Genomic DNA, 18,992 nt, shown 5'->3' on the forward strand with positions numbered 1-18,992 from the left:
GCCTACTGCGGCTGCAGCCCGATTTCGCGCGCCACGCGCTGCCAGCGCTCGGCCTCGGCGCGCATGAAGGCGCGCAGTTCGCCGGTGGTCGAGCCGCGCAGTTGCACGCCGAGCGCCGTCATGCGCTCCTTCACCGAGGCATGGGCCAGCGCCGCGACGGCCTCGGCGCGCAGCTTCTCGACCACCTCGAGCGGCGTGGTGGCGGGCGCGACCAGCGCCCACCACTGGTCGATCTCCATGCCCGCGAGGCCGCTCTCGGCCAGCGCGGGCACGCCCTGCAGGCCCGGGATGTCCACGCGCTTCGCGCTCGCCACCAGCAGCGGCCGGATGCGGCGCGCGCCCACCAGGCTCGCGCCGCTGGCCAGGGTCGCGAAATGGCCGGCCACCGTGCCCGCTGCCACGTCGGTGAGCGCGGGCGCCGAGCCGCGGTACGGGACCATGTTGAAGCGGATCCCGGAGCGCTGCGCCAGCAGTTCGCCCGCGAGATGGCTCACGGTGCCCGCGCCGCTGTGCGCGATCGCGGGCGGCGAGGCGCTCGCCGCGGCCGTCTTCATGAAGCCGCGGAAGTCCTTGCTGCCCTCGTCCATGCCCGCGAACAGCACCAGCGGCGAGGTGCCGATCATGGTCACCGGCGTGAAGTCGCGCAGCAGGTCGTAGGGCAGCTTCGCGGTCACGGCCGGCGCGATGGCATGTGGCAGCTCGACGATGACCAGCGTGTAGCCGTCGGGCGGCGCCTTGGCGGCGGCGTCGGTGCCGATCTGGCCGGCCGCGCCCGGACGGTTGTCGACGATCACCGACTGGCCCAGCGTCTGGCTCATGCGCTGCGCCATGGCGCGCGCTATTGCGTCGGTGCTGCCGCCCGCGGCCCAGGGCACGACCAGCTTGACGGGCCGGTCGGGAAAGGCGCCCGCCCGGGCGGTGCCGGTGGCGCCCAGCAGGGCACCTGCCGATGAAACGGCAATGAAGGTACGTCGGCGCATCGCGTGCTCCGTGAACGAGGAAGGAAAGGGGAGAAGAACCGGTCTCAGACCGACGGATCGGGCCAGCTCGGATCGCAGGCGGCGCTCGCGGTGAGCATCAGCACCACGTGCGCATCGGCCGCCACCAGGCCGTTGTCGCGCAGTTGCCGCAGCGCGCCCAGGCCAGCGGCCGCGCAGAGTTCGGCGCTCACGCCTTCGGCCGTCAGCAGCCGGCGCGCGGTGCGCGCCTCGTCGTCGTTGACCACCACCGCGCCGCCCGCGGTGGCGGTGGCGGCCTGCCATTGCAGGTAGGTGACGGTGGCGCCCGCGGTCGAGAACTGCGCCGTGTGGCCCGGGTAGCTGCCGTTGACGGCGCCGCCCGCGAGCACGCGCGACAGCCGCGGGAACGGCTCCACCAGCCACAGCCGAGGCAGCCGCGCGATGCGCCCGGCCGCCAGCAGGTCGCGAAAGCCCGCGTAGATGCCCCAGGCCAGGTCGCCGCGCGCGGTCGGCACCACGATGTGGTCGGGCAGCCCGCCCTCGGCCAGGCATTCGGCCGCGATCGGCTTGTAGCCCTCGATCGCGAGCGGCGCGCTGCCCAGCGCGGGCAGCCGGTAGTTGGTGAGCGCGAAGTAGCCCGGATGCTGCGCGCGCTCGCGCACGAAGGCCCAGCGGCCCGCGTTGTCGGAGAAGGCGTAGCGGCGCGCGCCGAGCGCGTCGAGCTGGCGCGCATAGGCGGCCGGCAGGCCTTCGTAGCCCGCGACCTCGCAGGACAGGCCCGCGGCCCAGGCATAGTGGGCCGCCGACACCGCGGCATTGCCCGAGGAGGCCAGCACCAGCGTGTGGGCGCCGGCTTCCAGCGCCTGCGCCACCCCGACCGCGGTCATGCGGTCCTTGTGCGAGCCGGTCGGGTTGACCGATTCGTCCTTGAGCGCCAGCCGCGCCACGCCCAGGCGCTGCGCCAGTTCGGGCAGCTCGCGCAGCGGCGTGTTGCCCTCGCCGAGCGTGAAGCCCGGCAGGTAGGGCATCGGCATGCCGGTCTCGGTGCCCGGCAGGTAGCTGGCGCGCAGGCCGATGTGCACGCCCATGCGGCGGCAGGCCGGGCAGCCGTCGTTGAGCGAGGACACCGGATAGAGCGTCTCGCAGCGCAGGCACTGGAGGCCGCGCAACTGCGGGTTGCGCACCGGCCGCGCGGCATCGGCCGCGAGGGCCTCGTCCGCGGCGGTGCCGCAAGAAAGGTCGGCGGGCTGGGTATCGAGCGCGTGGAGTGTCATCGCACTGGGGGGTGTGAAGGAAGTCGGTCGGGGTGGCGGGCCGAATCTTATGCGTTCGGAAATAAAATCAGAAGGCCCAAAATACTCAACCGATAACGGAACTTATCGATGCGATTTGCGGAGATCGAGACTTTCCGGGCGCTGATGCGCAGCAGCTCCACGCGCAAGGCCGCGGCGCTGCTGCATGTGACGCAGCCGGCGATCAGCCAGTCGCTCAAGCGGCTCGAGACGCAGGCGGGCATGCAGCTGTTCCAGCGCACCGGTGGACGGCTGGTGCCCACGCCCGAGGCGCGCGCGCTGTGGGTGGAGGTCGAGCGCGTGTTCATCGGCATGGACGCCATCGAGCACCGCATGCGCAGCCTGCGCGACTTCGGCACCAACCAGCTCGAGCTCAGCTGCTATCCGGCCTTCGGGCTGGGCTTCATGCCGCGCGCGCTCGAGCGCTTCAAGGCGCACCGCGGCGCGAGCGCCTGGCCGCAGGTGTCGCTGCAGGTGCTCAGTTCCAAGGACGTGCGCGACCGGGTCTCGATGGGCATCTCCGACTTCGGCCTGATGGCCGACGAGCTCTCGCTCGAGGGCCTCGAGCATTCGACCTTCGCGCATTTCCCGGGCGTGGTGGTGATGCCGCAGGGCCATGCGCTCGCGCGCTTCAAGAGCATCGAGCCCGAGCAGCTGGTGGAAGCGCCCTTCCTCGCGCTCAACCCCGAGGACCCCTCGCACCGCCGGCTCGAGGCCGCGCTGGCGCAGAAGAGCCTGGCGCTGCGCATGGTGGTGCAGACGCCCTACGCCGCCAGCGTCTGCGAGATGGCGCTGCGCGGGCTCGGCGTGGGCCTGGTCAATCCGATCACCGCGCTCGACTACGCCGAGCGCGGACTGGTGGCGCGCAAGCTGTCGGTCGACATCTCCTTCGCCTGCATCCTCGCGCTGCCGGCCGGCAAGGTGCTGTCGTCGACCGCGCGCGACTTCCTCTCGGTGATGCGCCAGCAGCTGGCCGACGACGAGAAACGCATGCAGCGCTACCTGCGCTGAGCTTCAGCCCTCGGCCGGCAGTCCGCCGAGGAAATCGCCGATCGCCGCGCCGATCTCCGCCGCATGCGTCTCGAGCGCGAAGTGGCCGGTGTCGAGAAAACGCACCTGCGCGTTCGGGTTGTCGGTCTTGAAGGCCTCGGCGCCCGGCGGCAGGAAGAAGGGATCGTTGCGGCCCCAGATCGCGAGGAAGGGCGGACGGTGGTTGCGGAAGTAGTCGTGGAACTTCGGATACAGCGCCACGTTGTTCGCGTAGTCGAGGAACAGGTCGAGCTGGATCTCGATGTTGTCGGGCCGCTGCATCAGCGCCCAGTCGAGCTCCCAGGCCTCGGGCGCCACCTGCAGCGGATCGGGCGTGCCGTGCACGTACTGCCAGCGCGTGGCCTCGTGCGTGAGCTGGGCCGCGCGCACGGCCTCGCGGTTGGCGGCATTCGGCTCGCGCCAATAGGTGCGCAGCACGCCCCAGCCTTCGCTCAGGCCCTGCTCGTAGGCATTGCCGTTCTGCGACACGATCGCGCTCACCCGCTCGGGCCGCGACAGCGCGAGCCGGAAGCCCACGGGCGCGCCGTAGTCGAACACGTAGATCGCATAGCGCCGCAGGCCGAGCGCGTCGGTGAAGCCCTCGATCACCTTCGCGAGGTTGTCGAAGGTGTAGGCGAAGGCCGGCCGCGCGGGCGACTCGGTGAAGCCGAAGCCCGGCAGGTCGGGCGCGACGATGTGGAAGCGGTCCGCCAGCAGCGGGATCAGGTGGCGGAACATGTGCGACGAGCTCGGGAAGCCGTGCAGCAGCAGCAAGGTGGGCCGCGAGGGATCGCCGGCCTCGCGATAGAAGACCTTGTGCGCGCCGACGGCGACGGTGTGGAAACGAACCATGGGAAGACTCCTGCAAGCCGATGGCGGCGCCGAGGGCTCCCGGACTTGAATAACCTGCTAACGACGTTTTTAAAGGTTATTCATCGCCGAGTAACCTGTCAATCTATTTTTTGGCGGTTATCATCGCGCCAGGAGTTTCGCCATGACCACCACCGCCGTCCCCATGCCCGCGCCCTTCGTCGGCGACCATCTCGCGCTCGATTTCGTCAACAGCACCGCCACGCCCGACGGGGTGCGCGTCGAATGGCTGGCCGATGGCGCAGCACTGCTGCAATGGCTGCTGGCGGCGAAGCTGATCGCGCCGGCCGATGCCGAGCGGCTGCGGGCCGCCAGGGGCGGCGGGGCCGCGCTCGATGCGGTGGCGCAACGCGCGCGCGAACTGCGCGACGGTTTCCGGCACTTCGCCGAACGCCATGCGGGCCGGCCGCTCGACGTGGAGGCGGCAGCCGAACTCGAGGCCCTGAACCGCCTGCTCGCGCAGGACCAGAGCCATGTGGAAGTCGCGGCCGACCCCGAGGGCGGCGGCTTGCGGCTGCGCCGCGTCGAGCCCTTCTCGGCGCCCGATCAGCTGCTGCAGCCGATCGCGCGCGCCATGGCCGAGCTGCTGTGCGACGAGCGTTTCGAATGGGTGCGCGCCTGCGAAGGCCACGCCTGCACGCTGATGTTCCTGGACCGCACGAAGACCCACTCGCGCCGCTGGTGCAGCATGGCCTCGTGCGGCAACCGCGCGAAGGCGGCCGCGCACCGGGCGCGGCGCGGCCTCAGTGCCAGCTGAACTCGTGGTTCAGGCCGATCACGACACCGCGCACGCCTTGCGGCCCGGTGCGTGAGGCGCTGAGGTCGAGGCTGATCAGCGGCGTGAGGCTCAGGCGCGCGCCCACGCGCGAGGTCCACAGCCGCGAGACCCGGCTGCGTTCGGCGATCAGCGACAGCGTGTCGTTGAGCGCCCACTCGCAGGCCAGCCCGCCGCGCGTCGTGCGCTGGCCTGTGCCGGGCGCCCAGTCGGCACCGAGGTTGGCGTGGATCTGCAGGCTCTGCGTCGGGCGCCAGCTGACCGGCACGACGAACTGCCCGCCCGTGCGGCCGCCGGTGCGCAAGTCCGACACCGTGCCGGCCGAGACCGCGGCGCTCCAGGTGGCATCGGGCGCCGGGCCGAAGAAATTCCACTTGATCTGCGGCCCGCCGGTGACCGTGCGCACGCCCAGCGTCGACAGCCGGTCGAGGTTGAAGCCCAGCTCCACGGGGCCGATGCGGCAGGCCGGCCCCAGGTGGAAGCCGATGACCGGTTCGGTGCCGGTGCGGCCCCACCAGGTCTCGTACTGGCACTGGCCCGGATCGAGCGTGGCGGCATCGTCGATGTCGAAATGGCCGGCCGCGTGCGCGCTCGCGCCGGCCCACAGGCCGCAGGCGGCCAGCAGCCATCCGATGCGCGTCCCTCTGGTGGCGTGTTCGTTGTTCTTCATCGCGGGCGTTCCGGTGAAACCGGCGCGCGATTCTAGGCAGGCGGAAAGTCGGCGGCGTGACGCCGCCGCAACGAACGCTAGATCTCGAACTGCGGCTGCAGCTCGCGGATGCGCTTGATCGCCACGCCCGCCGCGGCCGTGCGCGTCTCCACGCCGAGCTTCACGTAGACGCGCTCGAGGTGCTTCTTGGCCGTGGCCGGGCTGCTGCCGAGGATTTCGCCGATGTCCTTGTTGGTCTTGCCCTTGACCACCCAGTAGAGCACCTCGGCCTCGCGCGCCGTGAGCTTGAGGCTCAGGCTCATGGCCTCGATCACGGCGGTGTCGGACACCTCGCGCATGATGATCATCCACTCGTCGCCGTCGTCGTCGTGCCCGGTCTGCTGGTGCAGGCGCAGCGTGAGGCTGCTGGCGCCCTGCGCGATCGACAGCGCCGGCGGCTCCACGCCGCGCTGGCGCGCCGCCGGCGCATGGCTGCGCAGCCAGTCGAGCACGGCGGCCGGGGTCTCGGGCGCGCGCGTCTCGCAGTAGCGCTGCAGCAGGTCGCGCGCCAGCGCCGTCTGCCAGATCAGCCGGCCCTCGGGCAGTCGCACCGTGATGCTGGCGTAGCCGAAGGCGTCGAGCGCATTGCGCGCCTGGCCGGCCTGGCGCGCCACCTGGCGCGCGCGCCGGGCGCCCTGCAGGTGCACGTTCATGCGCGCCAGCACCTCCTTGGGCTTGATCGGCTTGGTCACGTAGTCCACGCCGCCGGCCTCGAGCGCGGCCACCAGGTGCTCGGTCTCGGTCAGGCCGGTCATGAAGACGATCGGGATGTGCGACGTCATCCCGTCGGCCTTGAGCCGGCGCGCGACCTCGAAGCCGTCGATGCCCGGCATCATCGCGTCGAGCAGCACGATGTCGGGCCGCGCCTGCGCGGCGCGCTGCAAGGCCTGTTCGCCGTTGGTGGCGATCAGCACCGTGTAGCCCGATTCGTCGAGGGCGTCGTGCAGCACCGCGAGGTTGTCGGGCACGTCGTCCACGATCAGCACGAGATCGCTGTTGGCGCTCTTGTCGCGCAGCGACTGGGCGAGCGGCACGGGTTCGGCAGGTGTGGCCGGTGTGTTCATCTGGTTGTCATCCCGCATGGGCCGCCTCGGCCAGCGCGCGGCCCATGGCCTCGAACTGGAACTGCCGCGCCAGCACGCGCTGCGCCTCGGTCCAGGCGGCGCACTCGGGCTGCTCGCCGTCGATGGCGTCGAGCTGGTTCATGATGCCGCGGAAGTAGCCGAGGCTCACGGCCTCGTCGAGCGCGCGCAGCCGCTCGCGCGACGGCGGGCGCAGCACCGGCTGCACCGGCGCCGGCGCGCTCGCCACGGCCGCTTCGGTCCAGCGCAGGCCGAGCCGGCGCTCGAGCCAGTCGAGCAGCTCGGTGTGGCGCACCGGCTTCACGAAGAAGTCCTCGGGCGCGATCTCCACGTCGTTGTCGAGCCCCTTGTCGAAGGCGTTGGCCGAGACGATCGCCACCGCGGCGTCGGCCAGCCCGAGCCGGCGCGCGCGGCGGATGGTCTCCCAGCCGTCGATGCCGGGCATCGCGAGGTCGACGAACATGGCGTCGGGCCGGTAACCGGCGGCGATCAGGTCGAGCGCATCGTGGCCGCTGGCCGCGCTGCGCAGCTCGAAGCCCAGCGGCGCCAGCACATGGCCCAGCAGCTCGCGGTCGGCCTCCTCGTTGTCGACCACCAGCAGCCGGCGGCGCGCGCCCTCGTAGCCGCGCCGCGCGCGCTGTACCGGCTGCGGCCGGCCGGCGCCGGCCACCGCCTCGTGCACGCGCGGCAGGAACAGCCGCACGCAGAACAGCGAGCCCACGCCCGGCGTGCTGCTGACCTTCATCTCGCCGCCCATCAGGTCGGTCAGCATCTTGGCGATGGTGAGGCCCAGCCCCGCGCCCGGCGCGGCCGCGGCGCCGGCCGAATCGCCGCGCGCGAAGGGCTCGAAGATGCGCTCGATCTCGGCCGCCGTCATGCCCGGGCCGGTGTCCTCGATCTCCACCGCGGCGAACTCGCGCGCATAAGCGAGGCGCAGCGTGACCTGGCCGGCGGCCGTGAACTTGATCGCGTTGCCCAGCAGGTTGATGAGGATCTGGCAGACCCGCTTCTCGTCGGCACGCACCACCTCGGGCAGCGCGCCCGCGGCCTCGAAGCGGAAGGCCAGGCCCTTCTCGGCCGCCTGCAACTCGAACATGTCGGCCAGCTCGCGCAGGGTGTCGGCGAAGCGCATCGGCCGCGCATGCAGCGTGAGCTTGCCGGCCTCGATGTGGGCGATCGCCAGGGTGCCCTCGATCAGCGACAGCAGGTGCTCGCCGCCGCGCTTGATGACCGCCACCGCCTGCTGGCGGTGCGGCGGCACCGAATGGTCTTCGCCCATCAGCTGCGCATAGCCGAGGATGCTGTTGAGCGGCGTGCGCAGCTCGTGGCTGATGGCGCTGATGTAGCGGCTCTTGGCCTGGTTGGCCTGGTCGGCGGCGCGCCGTGCCTGATCGGCCGCGAGCTTGGCCTGCTCGGCCACCTCGCGCGCCTCCTCGGCGGTGCGCGTGGCCGACTGCAGCGCGCGGTCGGTCTCGCGGTGCAGCTCGATCTCGCGCACCAGCAGGTGGGTCTGGCGGTTCGATTCCTCCTGCGCCACCTTGCGGCTCTGGTGCGCCAGCACCAGCCACCAGGCGACGATGCCCGCGATCACCAGCAGCGCCATGTAGGCCTTGAGGAAGCCCGAGCGCAACGAGGCCTGCTGCGCGGCCGCGAGCGCCTGCGCCACCTCGCTCTGCGCGGCCAGCTCGAGCGCGCGCTCGCCGAGCGCGCGCAGCTCCTGCTGGTAGAGCACGCCGAACACCACCGCCAAGAGCGGCACGATGATCAGCATCAGCAGCAGGAAGTGGCCCAGGCCGGTGTCGAGGTAGCGCCAGCTGCGCCGCGGCAGCAGCCAGCGCAGCACCGCCGACCACTGCGCCGACAGGCTCGCATGCGGCTTGCAGAGGTCGCCGCAGCGGGCGTCGAGCGTGCAGCACAGCGAGCAGATCGCGCCCTGGTAGGCCGGGCAGTGGGCCATGTCGGGGCCTTCGTATTCGCGCTCGCAGATCACGCAGCGCTGCACCGCGAGGCGGCGGTAGGCGCCTTCGGACTCGACCCGGGCCCACTGCACCGGCCGGCCAGCGGCCACTGCGGCGCCCTCGACCGAGCCGCGCGCCAGGTAGTAGCGCCCGCCCGTGGCCCAGGCCAGGAGCGGCGAGGCGACGAGCGCCGTGCCGAGCGCGATCAGCGCCGAGAAGGCCTGCGCCAGCGGCCCGAACACGCCCAGGTGCGCTGTGATCGACAGCAGCGAGGCCAGCGCCATCGCGCCCACGCCCACCGGGTTGATGTCCCACAGGTGGGCGCGCTTGAACTCGATGCCCGGCGGCGACAGGCCCAGCGGCTTGTTGATGACCAGGTCGGCCACCACGGCCATCATCCAGGCGATGGCGATGTTGGCGAACAGCCCGAGCACGTCGCCCAGCGCCTCGAACACGTTCATCTCCATCAGCATGAAGGCGATCAGCGCGTTGAACACCACCCACACCACGCGCCCCGGGTGGCTGTGGGCCACGCGCGAGAAGAAGTTGCTCCAGGCCAGCGAGCCCGCGTAGGCGTTGGTGACGTTGATCTTGAGCTGCGAGATCACCACGAACAGCGCGGTGGCCGCCACCGCCCAGCCGTAGTTCGGAAACACGTACTCGTAGGCCGCGAGGTACATCTGGTTCGGATCGACCGCGCGCTCCACCGGCACCATGTGCGTGATCGCGAGGTAGGCCAGCGCGGCGCCGCCCAGCATCTTGACCACGCCCAGCACCACCCAGCCGGGCCCGCCGGCCAGCACCCCGGCCCACCAGCGGCCGCGGCTGGCAGCGGTGCGCGCGGGCATGAAGCGCAGGTAGTCGGCCTGCTCGCCCATCTGCGTGATGAGCGCGATGCCCACCGTGAGCGCGGCACCGAACAGGTGCAGGTTGAATCCTTGCGCACCACTCTTGGCGCCGTTGTAGTGCGTGATGCCCGCGAACGCACCAGGATCGCGCACCAGCACATAGGCGAAGGGCACGACCAGCATCAGCAGCCACAGCGGCTGCGTCCACAGCTGCAGCCGGCTGATCGCCGACACCCCGTGCGTGACCAGCGGGATCACCACCAGCGCGCAGACCAGGTAGCCCCAGACCGGCGGGATGCCCAGCGCCAGCTCGAGCGCGTAGGCCATCACGGCCGCCTCGAGCGCGAAGAAGATGAAGGTGAAGCTCGCGTAGATCAGCGAGGTCAGCGTGGAGCCGATGTAGCCGAAGCCGGCGCCGCGCGTGAGCAGGTCCATGTCGACGCCGTAGCGCGCCGCGTACACGCTGATCGGCAGGCCCGCGAGGAAGATGATCAGCCCCGTGGCCAGGATGGCCCAGAAGGCATTGGCGAAGCCGTACTGCACCAGCAAGGTGGCGCCCACTGCCTCGAGGATCAGGAACGAGGCCGCCCCGAAGGCCGTGTTGGCGACCCGCCATTCGGACCATTTGCGAAAGCGCTGCGGCGTGTAGCGCAGCGCATAGTCCTCGAGGGTTTCGCTCGCGACCCAGCTGTTGTAGTCGCGCCGCACCTTGACGATGCGCTGCGGCGCGTCGTCGGACTCGGTGGGGGGGACGGCGGTGGGCGGGCCAGGGTTCACACCGTTTCGGTGCATCTTTCGTGCCACCCGGCGCCCCGCGGACCCGGCGCCATACGGCATTCGGCGAACAGGGCACGACTGTTGCAACAGCCCTGCTCTGCCCATAATGGCCGCCTCCTCCCGCCACCCGATGCCGTCTCCATGGAACTGACTCCGCGCGAAAAAGACAAGCTGCTGATCTTCACCGCGGCGCTGCTCGCCGAACGCCGCAAGGCCCGCGGCCTCAAGCTCAACTACCCCGAAGCCATCGCCCTGATCTCGGCCGCCGTCATGGAAGGCGCGCGCGACGGCAAGAGCGTGGCCGAGCTCATGAGCGAGGGCCGCAACGTGCTGACGCGCGCCGACGTGATGGACGGCATCGCCGAGATGATTCCCGACATCCAGGTCGAGGCCACCTTCCCCGACGGCACCAAGCTCGTGACGGTGCACCAGCCCATCGTCTGAACGACCGCACACCCAGAACAACCAAGGACAAGCCCTCATGCGCCCATCCACCCTCTCCTCCAGGACCCTCGCCCTGCTCGCCGCCACCCTGCTGCCCCTGGCGGCCAGCGCCCACACCGGCGTCGACGGCGGCCTGCACCACGGCCTCGTGGCCGGCTTCATGCACCCGCTGACCGGCACCGACCACCTCGCGGCGATGGTCGCCGTGGGCGTCTGGAGCGCGCTGTCGGCGCGCCGCGCCTGGCCCGACCTGCTGTGGGCGCCGCTGGCCTTCGCCGGCATGCTGCTGGCGGGCGCGCTGGTCGGCCTGGCCGGGCTGCAGCTGCCGGCCGTCGAACCGATGATCGCGGCCTCGCTGCTGGTGCTGGGCCTGCTGGTGGCCGCGCGCGTGCACCTGCCGGCCGGCGTGGCGATGGCGGTGGTCGGCCTGTTCGCGGTCTTCCACGGCGTGGCGCACGGCCACGAGCTCGCGGGCGAGCAAGACGCCGCCCTCACCCTCGCCGGCATGGTCGGCGCGACCGTGCTGCTGCATGCCGCCGGCATCGCGCTGGGCTGGGCGCTGCGCCATGCCAACGCCTGGCTGCCGCGCATCGCGGGCGCCGCGGTGGTCGGCCTCGGCGCCACGCTGCTGGCGCAGGCCATCTGAGGCGAGGCACCGGTCCATGATCCCCGGCGAAATCCTCACCGACGACGGCGACCACCCGCTCAACCCGGGCCGCCGCACCCTCACGCTGGTGGTGCAGAACACGGCCGACCGGCCGATCCAGGTCGGCTCGCACTACCACTTCGCCGAAACCAACGGCGCCCTCGGCTTCGACCGCGAGGCCGCGCGCGGCATGCGCCTGAACATCGCCTCGGGCGCCGCGGTGCGCTTCGAGCCGGGGCAGCAGCGCACGGTCGAGCTGGTCGATTTCTCGGGCGACCGCATCGTCTACGGGTTCCGCGGACTCGTTCAAGGAAAGCTCTAAGCCATGGCCACCATCGGGCGACGCGCCTACGCAGAAATCTTCGGCCCCACGGTGGGCGACCGCGTGCGGCTGGCCGACACCGATCTGCTGATCGAGGTCGAGGCCGACTACACGCTGCGCGCCGGCGGCTACGGCGAGGAGGTCAAGTTCGGCGGCGGCAAGACGATCCGCGACGGCATGGCGCAGTCGCAGCGCACGCGCGCGCAGGGTGCCATCGACACGGTGCTCACCAACGCGCTGATCCTCGACCACTGGGGCATCGTCAAGGCCGACATCGGCCTGAAGGACGGCCGCATCGCCGCCATCGGCAAGGCCGGCAATCCCGACGTGCAACCGGGTGTCGATATCGTGATCGGCCCGGGCACCGAGATCATCAGCTGCGAGGGCAACATCGTCACCGCCGGCGGCATCGACAGCCACATCCACTTCATCTGCCCGCAGCAGATCGAGGAGGCGCTGGCCTCGGGCGTGACGACCATGCTGGGCGGCGGCACCGGCCCCGCCACCGGCACCTTCGCGACCACTTCCACGCCCGGCTCCTGGCACATCGAGCGCATGCTGCAGGCGGCCGACGCATTCCCGATGAACCTCGGCTTCCTCGGCAAGGGCAACGCCAGCCTGCCCGGCGCGCTGCACGAGCAGATCGAGGCCGGCGTGATCGGCCTCAAGCTGCACGAGGACTGGGGCACCACGCCCTCGGCGATCAGCAACTGCCTCGACGTGGCCGAGGCCACCGACACGCAGGTGGCGATTCACAGCGACACGCTCAACGAATCGGGCTTCGTCGAGAACACGATCGCGGCCGTGGGCGGCCGCGCGATCTGCGCCTTTCACACCGAGGGCGCGGGCGGCGGCCATGCGCCCGACATCCTGCGCGTGGTGGGCGAGGCGAACTTCCTGCCCTCCTCGACCAACCCCACCATGCCCTACACGGTGAACACGCTCGACGAGCACGTCGACATGCTCATGGTGTGCCACCACCTCGACGCGGGCATCGCCGAAGACCTGGCCTTCGCCGAATCGCGCATCCGCAAGGAAACCATCGCCGCCGAGGACGTGCTGCACGACCTCGGCGCGATCAGCATGTTCAGCTCCGACAGCCAGGCCATGGGCCGCGTCGGCGAGGTGGTGCTGCGCTGCTGGCAGACCGCACACAAGATGAAGCTGCAGCGCGGCACGCTGCCCGAGGACAGCGCGCGCAACGACAACTTCCGCGCGAAGCGCTACGTGGCCAAGTACACGATCAACCCCGCGATCGCGCACGGCATCGCGCACGAGGTGGGTTCGATCGAGGTCGGCAAGTGGGCCGACATCGTGGTGTGGAAGCCGGCCTTCTTCGGCGTGAAGCCCTTCACCATCATCAAGGGCGGCAGCATCGCGATGGCGGCGATGGGCGACCCCAACGCCTCGATCCCGACGCCGCAGCCGGTGCACTACCGCCCGATGTTCGGCGCCTATGGCGGCTCGCTCGCGAAGGGCTCGCTGACCTTCGTCTCGCAGGCCGGCCTGGCCGCGGGCATCAAGGAGCGCTACGGGCTGGCGAAGAACCTGGCGGCGGTGAAGAACATCCGCAACGTGCGCAAGAAGGACCTGATCCACAACGGCTACACGCCGAAGATGGAGATCGATGCGCAGACCTATGCGGTGCGCGCGGACGGGCAGTTGCTGACCTGCGAACCGGCGAAGCTGCTGCCGATGGCGCAGCGCTACTTCCTGTTCTGAGACGGAGCCAGAAAGTCCGGCGCGGCACGCCGGCTTGACAGGCTGCGTATCCTTGAAAGCATCGTTCCTGTCTTCAGACGCGCCACGCGTCCCACCGCACCATGCTCACCGCCAACAAACTCATGCCCCAGGGCCGCGGCCTCGCGCCCGTGCTGCTCAAGCGCGCCGCCACCATCGAACTCGACTGGGACGTGCGCCAGAAAAGCCGTTTCGACGCCACCGATTCGCAGGGCCGGCAGATCGGCGTGTTCCTGCCGCGCGGCACGGCCGTGCGCGGCGGCGACGTGCTGGTGGCGGAAGACGGTTCGCTGGTGCGCGTGATCGCTGCCCCGCAGCCGGTGTTGCGCATCACGCACTGCACGGCCCACGGCACGCCCTTCGACCTGACGCGCGCGGCCTACCACCTGGGCAACCGTCATGTGCCGATCGAGCTCAAGCCCGACCACCTGAAGATCGAGCCCGACCATGTGCTGGCCGACATGCTGCGGTCGATGCACCTGATCGTGGTGGCGGTCGAGGAGGCCTTCGAACCCGAGGGCGGGGCCTATGGGTCGCACGAGCATTCGCATGGGGGTGGGCATAGCCATGACCATGATCACTCGCATGGTCATGCGCACTCTTCGGGGCCGAAGCCGCTGGTGTTGGCGCCGGAACTGCTCGATGGTCACGACCACTCTCACTGAGATGGGGGCTGGGTTCTCTGTTCGAGGCCGTTTGTTTCGGTGGGGGCGGGCGCACGCCGACGGGGTACTCCCCTCCGCGAATGTCCCCCGCCCTTCGGGCTCCTCCTTTATTTCGCTGCGGGGAGTACCCCATCGACGTGCGCCAGACGCGCCGTGCTTGATCGACCGGCACCACCGCTGCGCTTCTCGTGCACAGGGCAGTGGGTGCTTCCCGCAGCGAAATAAAGGAGGAGCCGAAGGCGGGGGACATTCGCGGAGGGAAGTACCCGCTGTCCTGTGCACGCGCCCCGGACCAGAACAACCGATGCGCCACCCTTCGGACGTGAGCCGACATGGCTGACACACCACAGCCCCAAAGCCTCCTCCAGCTCATCTGGCTCGCCTCCCCCGCCCTCCCGGTCGGCGGCTTCTCGTACTCCGAAGGTGTCGAGGCCGCCGTCGAATGGGCCGGCGTCGACACCGAGGCCAGCGCGGCCGAATGGCTGTCCGACCAGTTGCACCTGAGCTTCACGCGCGGCGACCTCGCGCTGGTCGCGCAGGCCATCGCCGCCTGGCGCGCCGACGACAAACAGCGCATCCGCACGCTCAACGACTGGGTGCTGCAGACGCGCGAATCGGCCGAGTTCTTCCTGCAGACCGAACAGATGGGCCGCTCCTTCGTCGAATGGCTCAAGCTGCACCATGCCGACACGGCCGAGGTCTTCGCCGGCCTGCCCGCGAGCTATCCCGTGGCCTTCGCGTTCGCGGCCCACCGCTCGGGTGCTTCGGTGCACGACGGCTGCCTGGCCTTTGCCTTCGGCTGGGCCGAGAACATGGTTGCGGCCGCGGTCAAGGCCGTGCCGCTGGGGCAGAGCGCGGGACAGCGCATCCTCGGGCGGCTCGCGCAGGAGATTCCCGCGGCCGTGAACCATGCGATGCAGCTGTCGGACGACGATCGGCAGGCCTTCGCACCGCTCCTGGCCGTGCTGTCGGCGCGGCACGAAACCCAGTATTCGCGGCTCTTCCGCAGCTAGATTCTTTTCTTCACGCACCCACCATGACCTCCGCCCTGCACCACATCCCCAACCGCACCAAGAAGCTGCCGCCGCTGCGCGTGGGCATCGGCGGCCCCGTCGGCTCGGGCAAGACCACGCTGCTGGAGATGCTCTGCAAGTCGATGCGCGACAGCTATGACCTGGTCGCGATCACCAACGACATCTACACCAAGGAAGACCAGCGCCTGCTGACCGTGGCCGGCGCGCTGCCGGCCGAACGCATCATGGGCGTGGAGACCGGCGGCTGCCCGCACACCGCGATCCGCGAGGATGCCTCGATCAACCTCGAGGCCATCGACCGCATGCTCGAGGACTTTCCCGATGCCGACGTGGTGTTCGTCGAATCGGGCGGCGACAACCTCGCGGCCACCTTCAGCCCCGAGCTCTCGGACCTCACGATCTACGTCATCGACGTGGCCGCGGGCGAGAAGATCCCGCGCAAGGGCGGCCCCGGCATCACCAAGAGCGACCTGTTCGTCATCAACAAGACCGACCTCGCGCCCTACGTGGGCGCCAACCTCGACGTGATGGAACAGGACACGCAGCGCATGCGCCGCCAGAAGCCCTACGTGATGACCAACCTCAAGACCCTGACCGGCGTGGCCGAGGTCGTGCGCTTCATCGAGGAGCGCGGGATGCTCAAGACGGCCTGAGGCCGTCGCTTCACAGCTCGCTGCCGTCGCGCAGCTGGCGCTGCTTGTAGACCAGCCGCACGCTCGCGCGGCGCGGATCGCCCACGCGCTGCACGTAGACGTCCATCTCGCCGCTGCTCCAGGCCGCATAGGCGCTGCCCGGATCGTTGGCCGCGAGCTCGGCACCGAAGGCACCGCGGCCCCACTGCAGCAACTCGGCGAAGGCCGCGCCGCCGCCATCGGGCAGGCCTTGCGCCGAGGCCGCGTACTCGACGCGCCGCAACTGCGAATCGGCGAAGAAGAAGGTCGGCTCGAACACCAGCCCCGCCAGGGCCTGGGGCGCGCCATGCCAGCTGCCCAGCAGGCCGCCCGCGAGCCGCTGCGGCCGCGCTACGCGCTCGGCCGAAGGCAGCGCGGCGCGCAGCTCGTCGGCCGACATGCCGAGCCGCACGCCGGGCGGCAGCGCTTGCGCCTGCGCGGCGAGGCTTGCGAGACAGAGGGCACCGGCGCCGAGCAGGCGCGCTACGGGTGAAGAGAAGGAAGGAATGGACATCGGGCAACGACGAAACGGGCGACAGCGGCCTGTGACCCGCAGTATCGCCCCGAGTTCGCGACGGCACCGTGTAACTGCCGATACCCGACCCATTCGCCCTTTGTAGACTGCGCCGATGACACCTCAAGACGTGCTCGACCACTACGACCGGGCCGCGCTGTGGCCCGCCGATCGCCCCGACCGCACTGCCGCCGGCCTGCCCGCCGCCTATGCCGACGCGCTCGCGCTGCGCGCCCTGCGGCTCGCGCGCGGCGAACGGCCCGTGGGCTACAAGGTCGGCTTCACCAACCGCACCATCTGGCAACGCTATGGCGTTTTCGCGCCGATCTGGGGCCCGGTGTGGAACACCACGCTGACGCTGTGCGACGGCCGAGGCAGCGTCGACCTCGCGGGCACGGTGCAGCCGCGCATCGAGCCCGAAGTCGTGTTCGGCATCGCCGCCACGCCGCCGCAGGGTGCCACGCTCGAGAAGCTGTTCGCCTGCGTCGAATGGATCGCGCCGGGCTTCGAAATCGTGCAGTCGCACTGCGAAGGCTGGAAGTTCGGCGCCGCCGACACCGTGGCCGATGGCGCGCTGCATGCGCGCCTGCTGGTCGGACGGCAGCGGCCGCCGCGCGAGTTCGCGAGCGACGGCGCGGCGCTCGATGCGCTGCTCGCGCGCACGCGCCTGCGCCTGTCGCGCAACGGCACGCAGGTCGAGGAAGGCACGGGCGCCAACGTGCTCGACGGCCCGCTGCATGCGCTGCTGCACTTCCTGCACGAGCTGCAGGCCTGCCCCGGCGCACCCGCGCTGCAGCCGGGCGAGGTGGTCACCACCGGCACCTGGACCGACGCCTGGCCGATCGCGCCCGGCCAGGTCTGGCGCAGCGAGTTCGACGCGCCCTTCGACGGCATCGAAGTCACGCTGCGCTGAGCGCGCGGCTCAGCCGGCCTTGCGGAAGGTCAGGTTGATGCGCACGCTGCCCAGCAGCGGATGCGGCTTGTCCTTGAGCGGCAGCACGCCATGGAAGCGCAGCCGGTCGGGACCGCCCCACACCACCACGTCGCCATGCGCGAGCGGCACGCGCTCGACCGCGTCACCGCGCGCGAGCCCGCCGAACTGGAACACCGCCGGCATGCCCAGCGACACCGAGACGATCGGCGCGCCATGGTCGCGTTCGTCGCGGTCCTGGTGCAGCGAGAGCCGGGTGCCGGGCTGGTAGCGGTTGACCAGGCAGGCATCGGGCGCGAAGCCCGGGAAACCCGCCGTCTCGGCCGCCTCGCGGGCGAGCCGCGCGAACGCGGCGGGCATCGCGGGCCAGGGCTTCTGCGACAGCGGATCGATCGCGTCGTAGCGGTAGCCGCTGCGATCGCTGACCCAGCCCAGCGGACCGCAGTTCGTCATCGCCACCGACATGGTGTAGCCGCCGGGCGTCACCAGGTGCCGGAACGGCGACACGCCCTCGAGGCCCGGCAGCGCCGCCAGCAGCTCGCTCGCGAAAGGCAGCGCGAAGCCGCGCAGCACGCAGGCACCCGGGCCCAGCGGCTCGGGTGCGCGAAACGGTTCGTCGGTGGCGGGGAAGAGCTCGAGGGTCATGGCGGATACGGCCCTCGAAAATACCGCAAGCCGGCGTACCGGGTCCGGCCGGTTCCGGACATCCGGTGCCGCCGCGGTGGTTCTCAGGCCGTCTCGAGCATGCCCGCGAGCCGCGCCGCGATCAGCCCATGGGCTTCGGCCATGATGCGGTCGACCAGCTCCTGCACGGTCGGCACGTCGTGGATCAGGCCCGCCACCATGCCGCAGCTGAAGGCGCCCGCGTCCACGTCGCCCTCGATCATCACGCGCGGATAGATGCCCGCCACCTGGTCGTGGATGTCCGAGATCTGAAGGTCCGCGCCCTTCGCGCGCTCGATCGCCAGCAGTTCCTCCACGCCCTTGTTGTTGAGCACGCGCTCGGTGTTGCGCAGGCCGCGCATCACCAGCCGCGTGTCGAGCTCGCTGGCCGCGACGATCGCGCGCTTGACGTTCTCGTGCACCGGCGCCTCCTGCGTGGCGATGAAGCGCGTGCCCATGTTCATGCCCTCGGCGCCGAGCGCGAGCGCGGCCACGAGGCTGCGGCCGTCGGCCATGCCGCCCGAGGCGACGAATGGAATGCGCAGCTCGTCGGCCGCGCGCGGCAGCAGGATCATGTTGGGCACGTCGTCCTCGCCCGGATGGCCGCCGCACTCGAAGCCGTCGACGCTGACCGCATCGCAGCCGATGCGCTCGGCCTTCAGTGCATGGCGCACCGAGGTGCACTTGTGGATCACCTTCACGCCGGCCGCCTTGAGCGCCGGCATGTGTTCCTCGGGGCTGCGGCCCGCGGTCTCGACGATGCGCACGCCGCCCTCGATGAGCGCGGCGATGTACTCGGGATAGGGCGGCTTGGAGAAGGTCGGCAGGAAGGTCAGGTTCACGCCGATCGGCTGGTCGGTCATCTCGCGGCAGCGCGCGATCTCGCGCGCCAGCAGCTCGGGCGTCTTCTGCGTGAGCCCGGTGATGATGCCGAGGCCGCCGGCATTCGACACCGCGGCCGCGAGTTCCGCGAAGCCCACGTAGTGCATGCCGCCCTGGATGATCGGATGGCGGATGCCGAAGAGTTCGGTGATGCGTGTTTTCATGGTCGATGAGGGTGGAG

General features: G+C 70.7%; 19 protein-coding genes. 10 read left to right on the forward strand and 9 right to left on the reverse strand.

Going from position 1 to position 18,992, the window contains the following annotated elements; all coding sequences use genetic code 11:
• Positions 1–2 precede the first annotated feature (2 nt).
• Positions 3–980, reverse strand: coding sequence for a tripartite tricarboxylate transporter substrate binding protein (locus INQ48_26050; GenBank protein ID QRF56758.1), 978 nt, complete (start codon positions 978–980; stop codon positions 3–5).
• 44 nt (positions 981–1,024) lie between these two features.
• On the reverse strand, positions 1,025–2,233 hold the full coding sequence (locus INQ48_26055) for a pyridoxal-phosphate dependent enzyme (protein QRF56759.1): 1,209 nt from the start codon (positions 2,231–2,233) through the stop codon (positions 1,025–1,027).
• 108 nt (positions 2,234–2,341) lie between these two features.
• Between INQ48_26055 and INQ48_26060 the strand changes: the two genes are divergently transcribed.
• Positions 2,342–3,262, forward strand: coding sequence for a LysR family transcriptional regulator (locus tag INQ48_26060; protein QRF56760.1), 921 nt, complete (start codon positions 2,342–2,344; stop codon positions 3,260–3,262).
• A 3-nt stretch (positions 3,263–3,265) separates the two neighbouring features.
• Here the strand turns inward: INQ48_26060 and INQ48_26065 are convergent, their stop codons facing one another.
• Complete coding sequence (locus INQ48_26065; protein ID QRF56761.1) at positions 3,266–4,132, reverse strand: alpha/beta hydrolase; 867 nt, start codon at positions 4,130–4,132, stop codon at positions 3,266–3,268.
• Between the two features lie 142 nt (positions 4,133–4,274).
• Between INQ48_26065 and INQ48_26070 the strand changes: the two genes are divergently transcribed.
• A complete protein-coding gene (locus INQ48_26070; GenBank protein QRF56762.1) occupies positions 4,275–4,907 on the forward strand; it encodes an ABATE domain-containing protein in 633 nt (210 codons plus the stop codon).
• On the opposite strand, the gene INQ48_26075 is transcribed toward INQ48_26070, so the two are convergent.
• The 3 genes from INQ48_26075 to INQ48_26085 all read right to left on the reverse strand — a co-directional run bounded on the left by INQ48_26075 (position 4,894) and on the right by INQ48_26085 (position 10,314).
• The gene (locus INQ48_26075) at positions 4,894–5,490 is read right to left on the reverse strand and encodes a hypothetical protein (GenBank protein QRF60902.1); all 597 of its coding nucleotides are present in this window, start codon (positions 5,488–5,490) and stop codon (positions 4,894–4,896) included. The genes INQ48_26070 and INQ48_26075 overlap by 14 nt on opposite strands.
• Positions 5,491–5,672: 182 nt before the next feature.
• Positions 5,673–6,698 carry a response regulator transcription factor gene (locus INQ48_26080; GenBank protein QRF56763.1) on the reverse strand — a complete coding sequence of 342 codons (1,026 nt, stop codon included), beginning with the start codon at positions 6,696–6,698 and terminating at the stop codon, positions 5,673–5,675.
• 7 nt (positions 6,699–6,705) lie between these two features.
• On the reverse strand, positions 6,706–10,314 hold the full coding sequence (locus tag INQ48_26085; protein ID QRF56764.1) for a response regulator: 3,609 nt from the start codon (positions 10,312–10,314) through the stop codon (positions 6,706–6,708).
• A 126-nt stretch (positions 10,315–10,440) separates the two neighbouring features.
• Here INQ48_26085 and INQ48_26090 point away from each other — a divergent pair, with 126 nt between their 5' ends.
• The 7 genes from INQ48_26090 (at position 10,441) to ureG (ending at position 15,803) form a co-directional block, all read left to right on the forward strand.
• Positions 10,441–10,743: an urease subunit gamma gene (locus tag INQ48_26090; protein QRF56765.1), complete on the forward strand. Its 303-nt coding sequence runs from the start codon at positions 10,441–10,443 to the stop codon at positions 10,741–10,743.
• A 37-nt stretch (positions 10,744–10,780) separates the two neighbouring features.
• Positions 10,781–11,389 carry a HupE/UreJ family protein gene (locus INQ48_26095; GenBank protein QRF56766.1) on the forward strand — a complete coding sequence of 203 codons (609 nt, stop codon included), beginning with the start codon at positions 10,781–10,783 and terminating at the stop codon, positions 11,387–11,389.
• A 16-nt stretch (positions 11,390–11,405) separates the two neighbouring features.
• Complete coding sequence (locus INQ48_26100; GenBank protein QRF56767.1) at positions 11,406–11,711, forward strand: urease subunit beta; 306 nt, start codon at positions 11,406–11,408, stop codon at positions 11,709–11,711.
• A 3-nt stretch (positions 11,712–11,714) separates the two neighbouring features.
• Positions 11,715–13,433, forward strand: a complete 1,719-nt coding sequence (gene ureC / locus INQ48_26105) for an urease subunit alpha (GenBank protein ID QRF56768.1) — start codon at positions 11,715–11,717, stop codon at positions 13,431–13,433.
• A gap of 101 nt (positions 13,434–13,534) precedes the next feature.
• Positions 13,535–14,116 carry an urease accessory protein UreE gene (ureE, locus tag INQ48_26110; protein QRF56769.1) on the forward strand — a complete coding sequence of 194 codons (582 nt, stop codon included), beginning with the start codon at positions 13,535–13,537 and terminating at the stop codon, positions 14,114–14,116.
• A gap of 332 nt (positions 14,117–14,448) precedes the next feature.
• Positions 14,449–15,129, forward strand: a complete 681-nt coding sequence (locus INQ48_26115; GenBank protein ID QRF56770.1) for an urease accessory protein UreF — start codon at positions 14,449–14,451, stop codon at positions 15,127–15,129.
• Between the two features lie 23 nt (positions 15,130–15,152).
• Positions 15,153–15,803, forward strand: a complete 651-nt coding sequence (gene ureG / locus INQ48_26120) for an urease accessory protein UreG (protein ID QRF56771.1) — start codon at positions 15,153–15,155, stop codon at positions 15,801–15,803.
• 10 nt (positions 15,804–15,813) lie between these two features.
• On the opposite strand, the gene INQ48_26125 is transcribed toward ureG, so the two are convergent.
• On the reverse strand, positions 15,814–16,221 hold the full coding sequence (locus INQ48_26125; protein QRF60903.1) for a hypothetical protein: 408 nt from the start codon (positions 16,219–16,221) through the stop codon (positions 15,814–15,816).
• Positions 16,222–16,450: 229 nt separating this feature from the next.
• Here INQ48_26125 and INQ48_26130 point away from each other — a divergent pair, with 229 nt between their 5' ends.
• On the forward strand, positions 16,451–17,248 hold the full coding sequence (locus INQ48_26130; protein ID QRF56772.1) for a hydratase: 798 nt from the start codon (positions 16,451–16,453) through the stop codon (positions 17,246–17,248).
• Positions 17,249–17,257: 9 nt separating this feature from the next.
• Here INQ48_26130 and alkB read toward each other — a convergent pair whose 3' ends face one another.
• Positions 17,258–17,911, reverse strand: a complete 654-nt coding sequence (alkB, locus tag INQ48_26135; GenBank protein QRF56773.1) for a DNA oxidative demethylase AlkB — start codon at positions 17,909–17,911, stop codon at positions 17,258–17,260.
• A gap of 83 nt (positions 17,912–17,994) precedes the next feature.
• Positions 17,995–18,975 (reverse strand): nitronate monooxygenase, encoded by a 981-nt coding sequence (locus tag INQ48_26140; GenBank protein ID QRF56774.1) that lies wholly within the window; start codon positions 18,973–18,975, stop codon positions 17,995–17,997.
• Between the last annotated feature and the right edge of the window lie 17 nt (positions 18,976–18,992).

This window comes from Variovorax paradoxus (assembly GCA_016806145.1).
GTDB lineage: Bacteria > Pseudomonadota > Gammaproteobacteria > Burkholderiales > Burkholderiaceae_C > Variovorax.

What these genes read in the sequence shown, in the direction of transcription:
- INQ48_26140 (QRF56774.1), bottom strand. Translation starts at nt 18,975, where the DNA reads ATGAAAACACGCATCACCGAACTCTTCGGCATCCGCCATCCGATCATC.
- ureC (QRF56768.1), top strand. Translation starts at nt 11,715, where the DNA reads ATGGCCACCATCGGGCGACGCGCCTACGCAGAAATCTTCGGCCCCACG.
- INQ48_26080 (QRF56763.1), bottom strand. Translation starts at nt 6,698, where the DNA reads ATGAACACACCGGCCACACCTGCCGAACCCGTGCCGCTCGCCCAGTCG.
- INQ48_26085 (QRF56764.1), bottom strand. Translation starts at nt 10,314, where the DNA reads ATGCACCGAAACGGTGTGAACCCTGGCCCGCCCACCGCCGTCCCCCCC.
- INQ48_26095 (QRF56766.1), top strand. Translation starts at nt 10,781, where the DNA reads ATGCGCCCATCCACCCTCTCCTCCAGGACCCTCGCCCTGCTCGCCGCC.
- INQ48_26065 (QRF56761.1), bottom strand. Translation starts at nt 4,132, where the DNA reads ATGGTTCGTTTCCACACCGTCGCCGTCGGCGCGCACAAGGTCTTCTAT.
- INQ48_26115 (QRF56770.1), top strand. Translation starts at nt 14,449, where the DNA reads ATGGCTGACACACCACAGCCCCAAAGCCTCCTCCAGCTCATCTGGCTC.
- INQ48_26125 (QRF60903.1), bottom strand. Translation starts at nt 16,221, where the DNA reads ATGTCGGCCGACGAGCTGCGCGCCGCGCTGCCTTCGGCCGAGCGCGTA.
- INQ48_26130 (QRF56772.1), top strand. Translation starts at nt 16,451, where the DNA reads ATGACACCTCAAGACGTGCTCGACCACTACGACCGGGCCGCGCTGTGG.
- INQ48_26090 (QRF56765.1), top strand. Translation starts at nt 10,441, where the DNA reads ATGGAACTGACTCCGCGCGAAAAAGACAAGCTGCTGATCTTCACCGCG.
- ureE (QRF56769.1), top strand. Translation starts at nt 13,535, where the DNA reads ATGCTCACCGCCAACAAACTCATGCCCCAGGGCCGCGGCCTCGCGCCC.
- INQ48_26100 (QRF56767.1), top strand. Translation starts at nt 11,406, where the DNA reads ATGATCCCCGGCGAAATCCTCACCGACGACGGCGACCACCCGCTCAAC.
- alkB (QRF56773.1), bottom strand. Translation starts at nt 17,911, where the DNA reads ATGACCCTCGAGCTCTTCCCCGCCACCGACGAACCGTTTCGCGCACCC.
- INQ48_26050 (QRF56758.1), bottom strand. Translation starts at nt 980, where the DNA reads ATGCGCCGACGTACCTTCATTGCCGTTTCATCGGCAGGTGCCCTGCTG.
- INQ48_26055 (QRF56759.1), bottom strand. Translation starts at nt 2,233, where the DNA reads ATGACACTCCACGCGCTCGATACCCAGCCCGCCGACCTTTCTTGCGGC.
- INQ48_26070 (QRF56762.1), top strand. Translation starts at nt 4,275, where the DNA reads ATGACCACCACCGCCGTCCCCATGCCCGCGCCCTTCGTCGGCGACCAT.
- INQ48_26060 (QRF56760.1), top strand. Translation starts at nt 2,342, where the DNA reads ATGCGATTTGCGGAGATCGAGACTTTCCGGGCGCTGATGCGCAGCAGC.
- ureG (QRF56771.1), top strand. Translation starts at nt 15,153, where the DNA reads ATGACCTCCGCCCTGCACCACATCCCCAACCGCACCAAGAAGCTGCCG.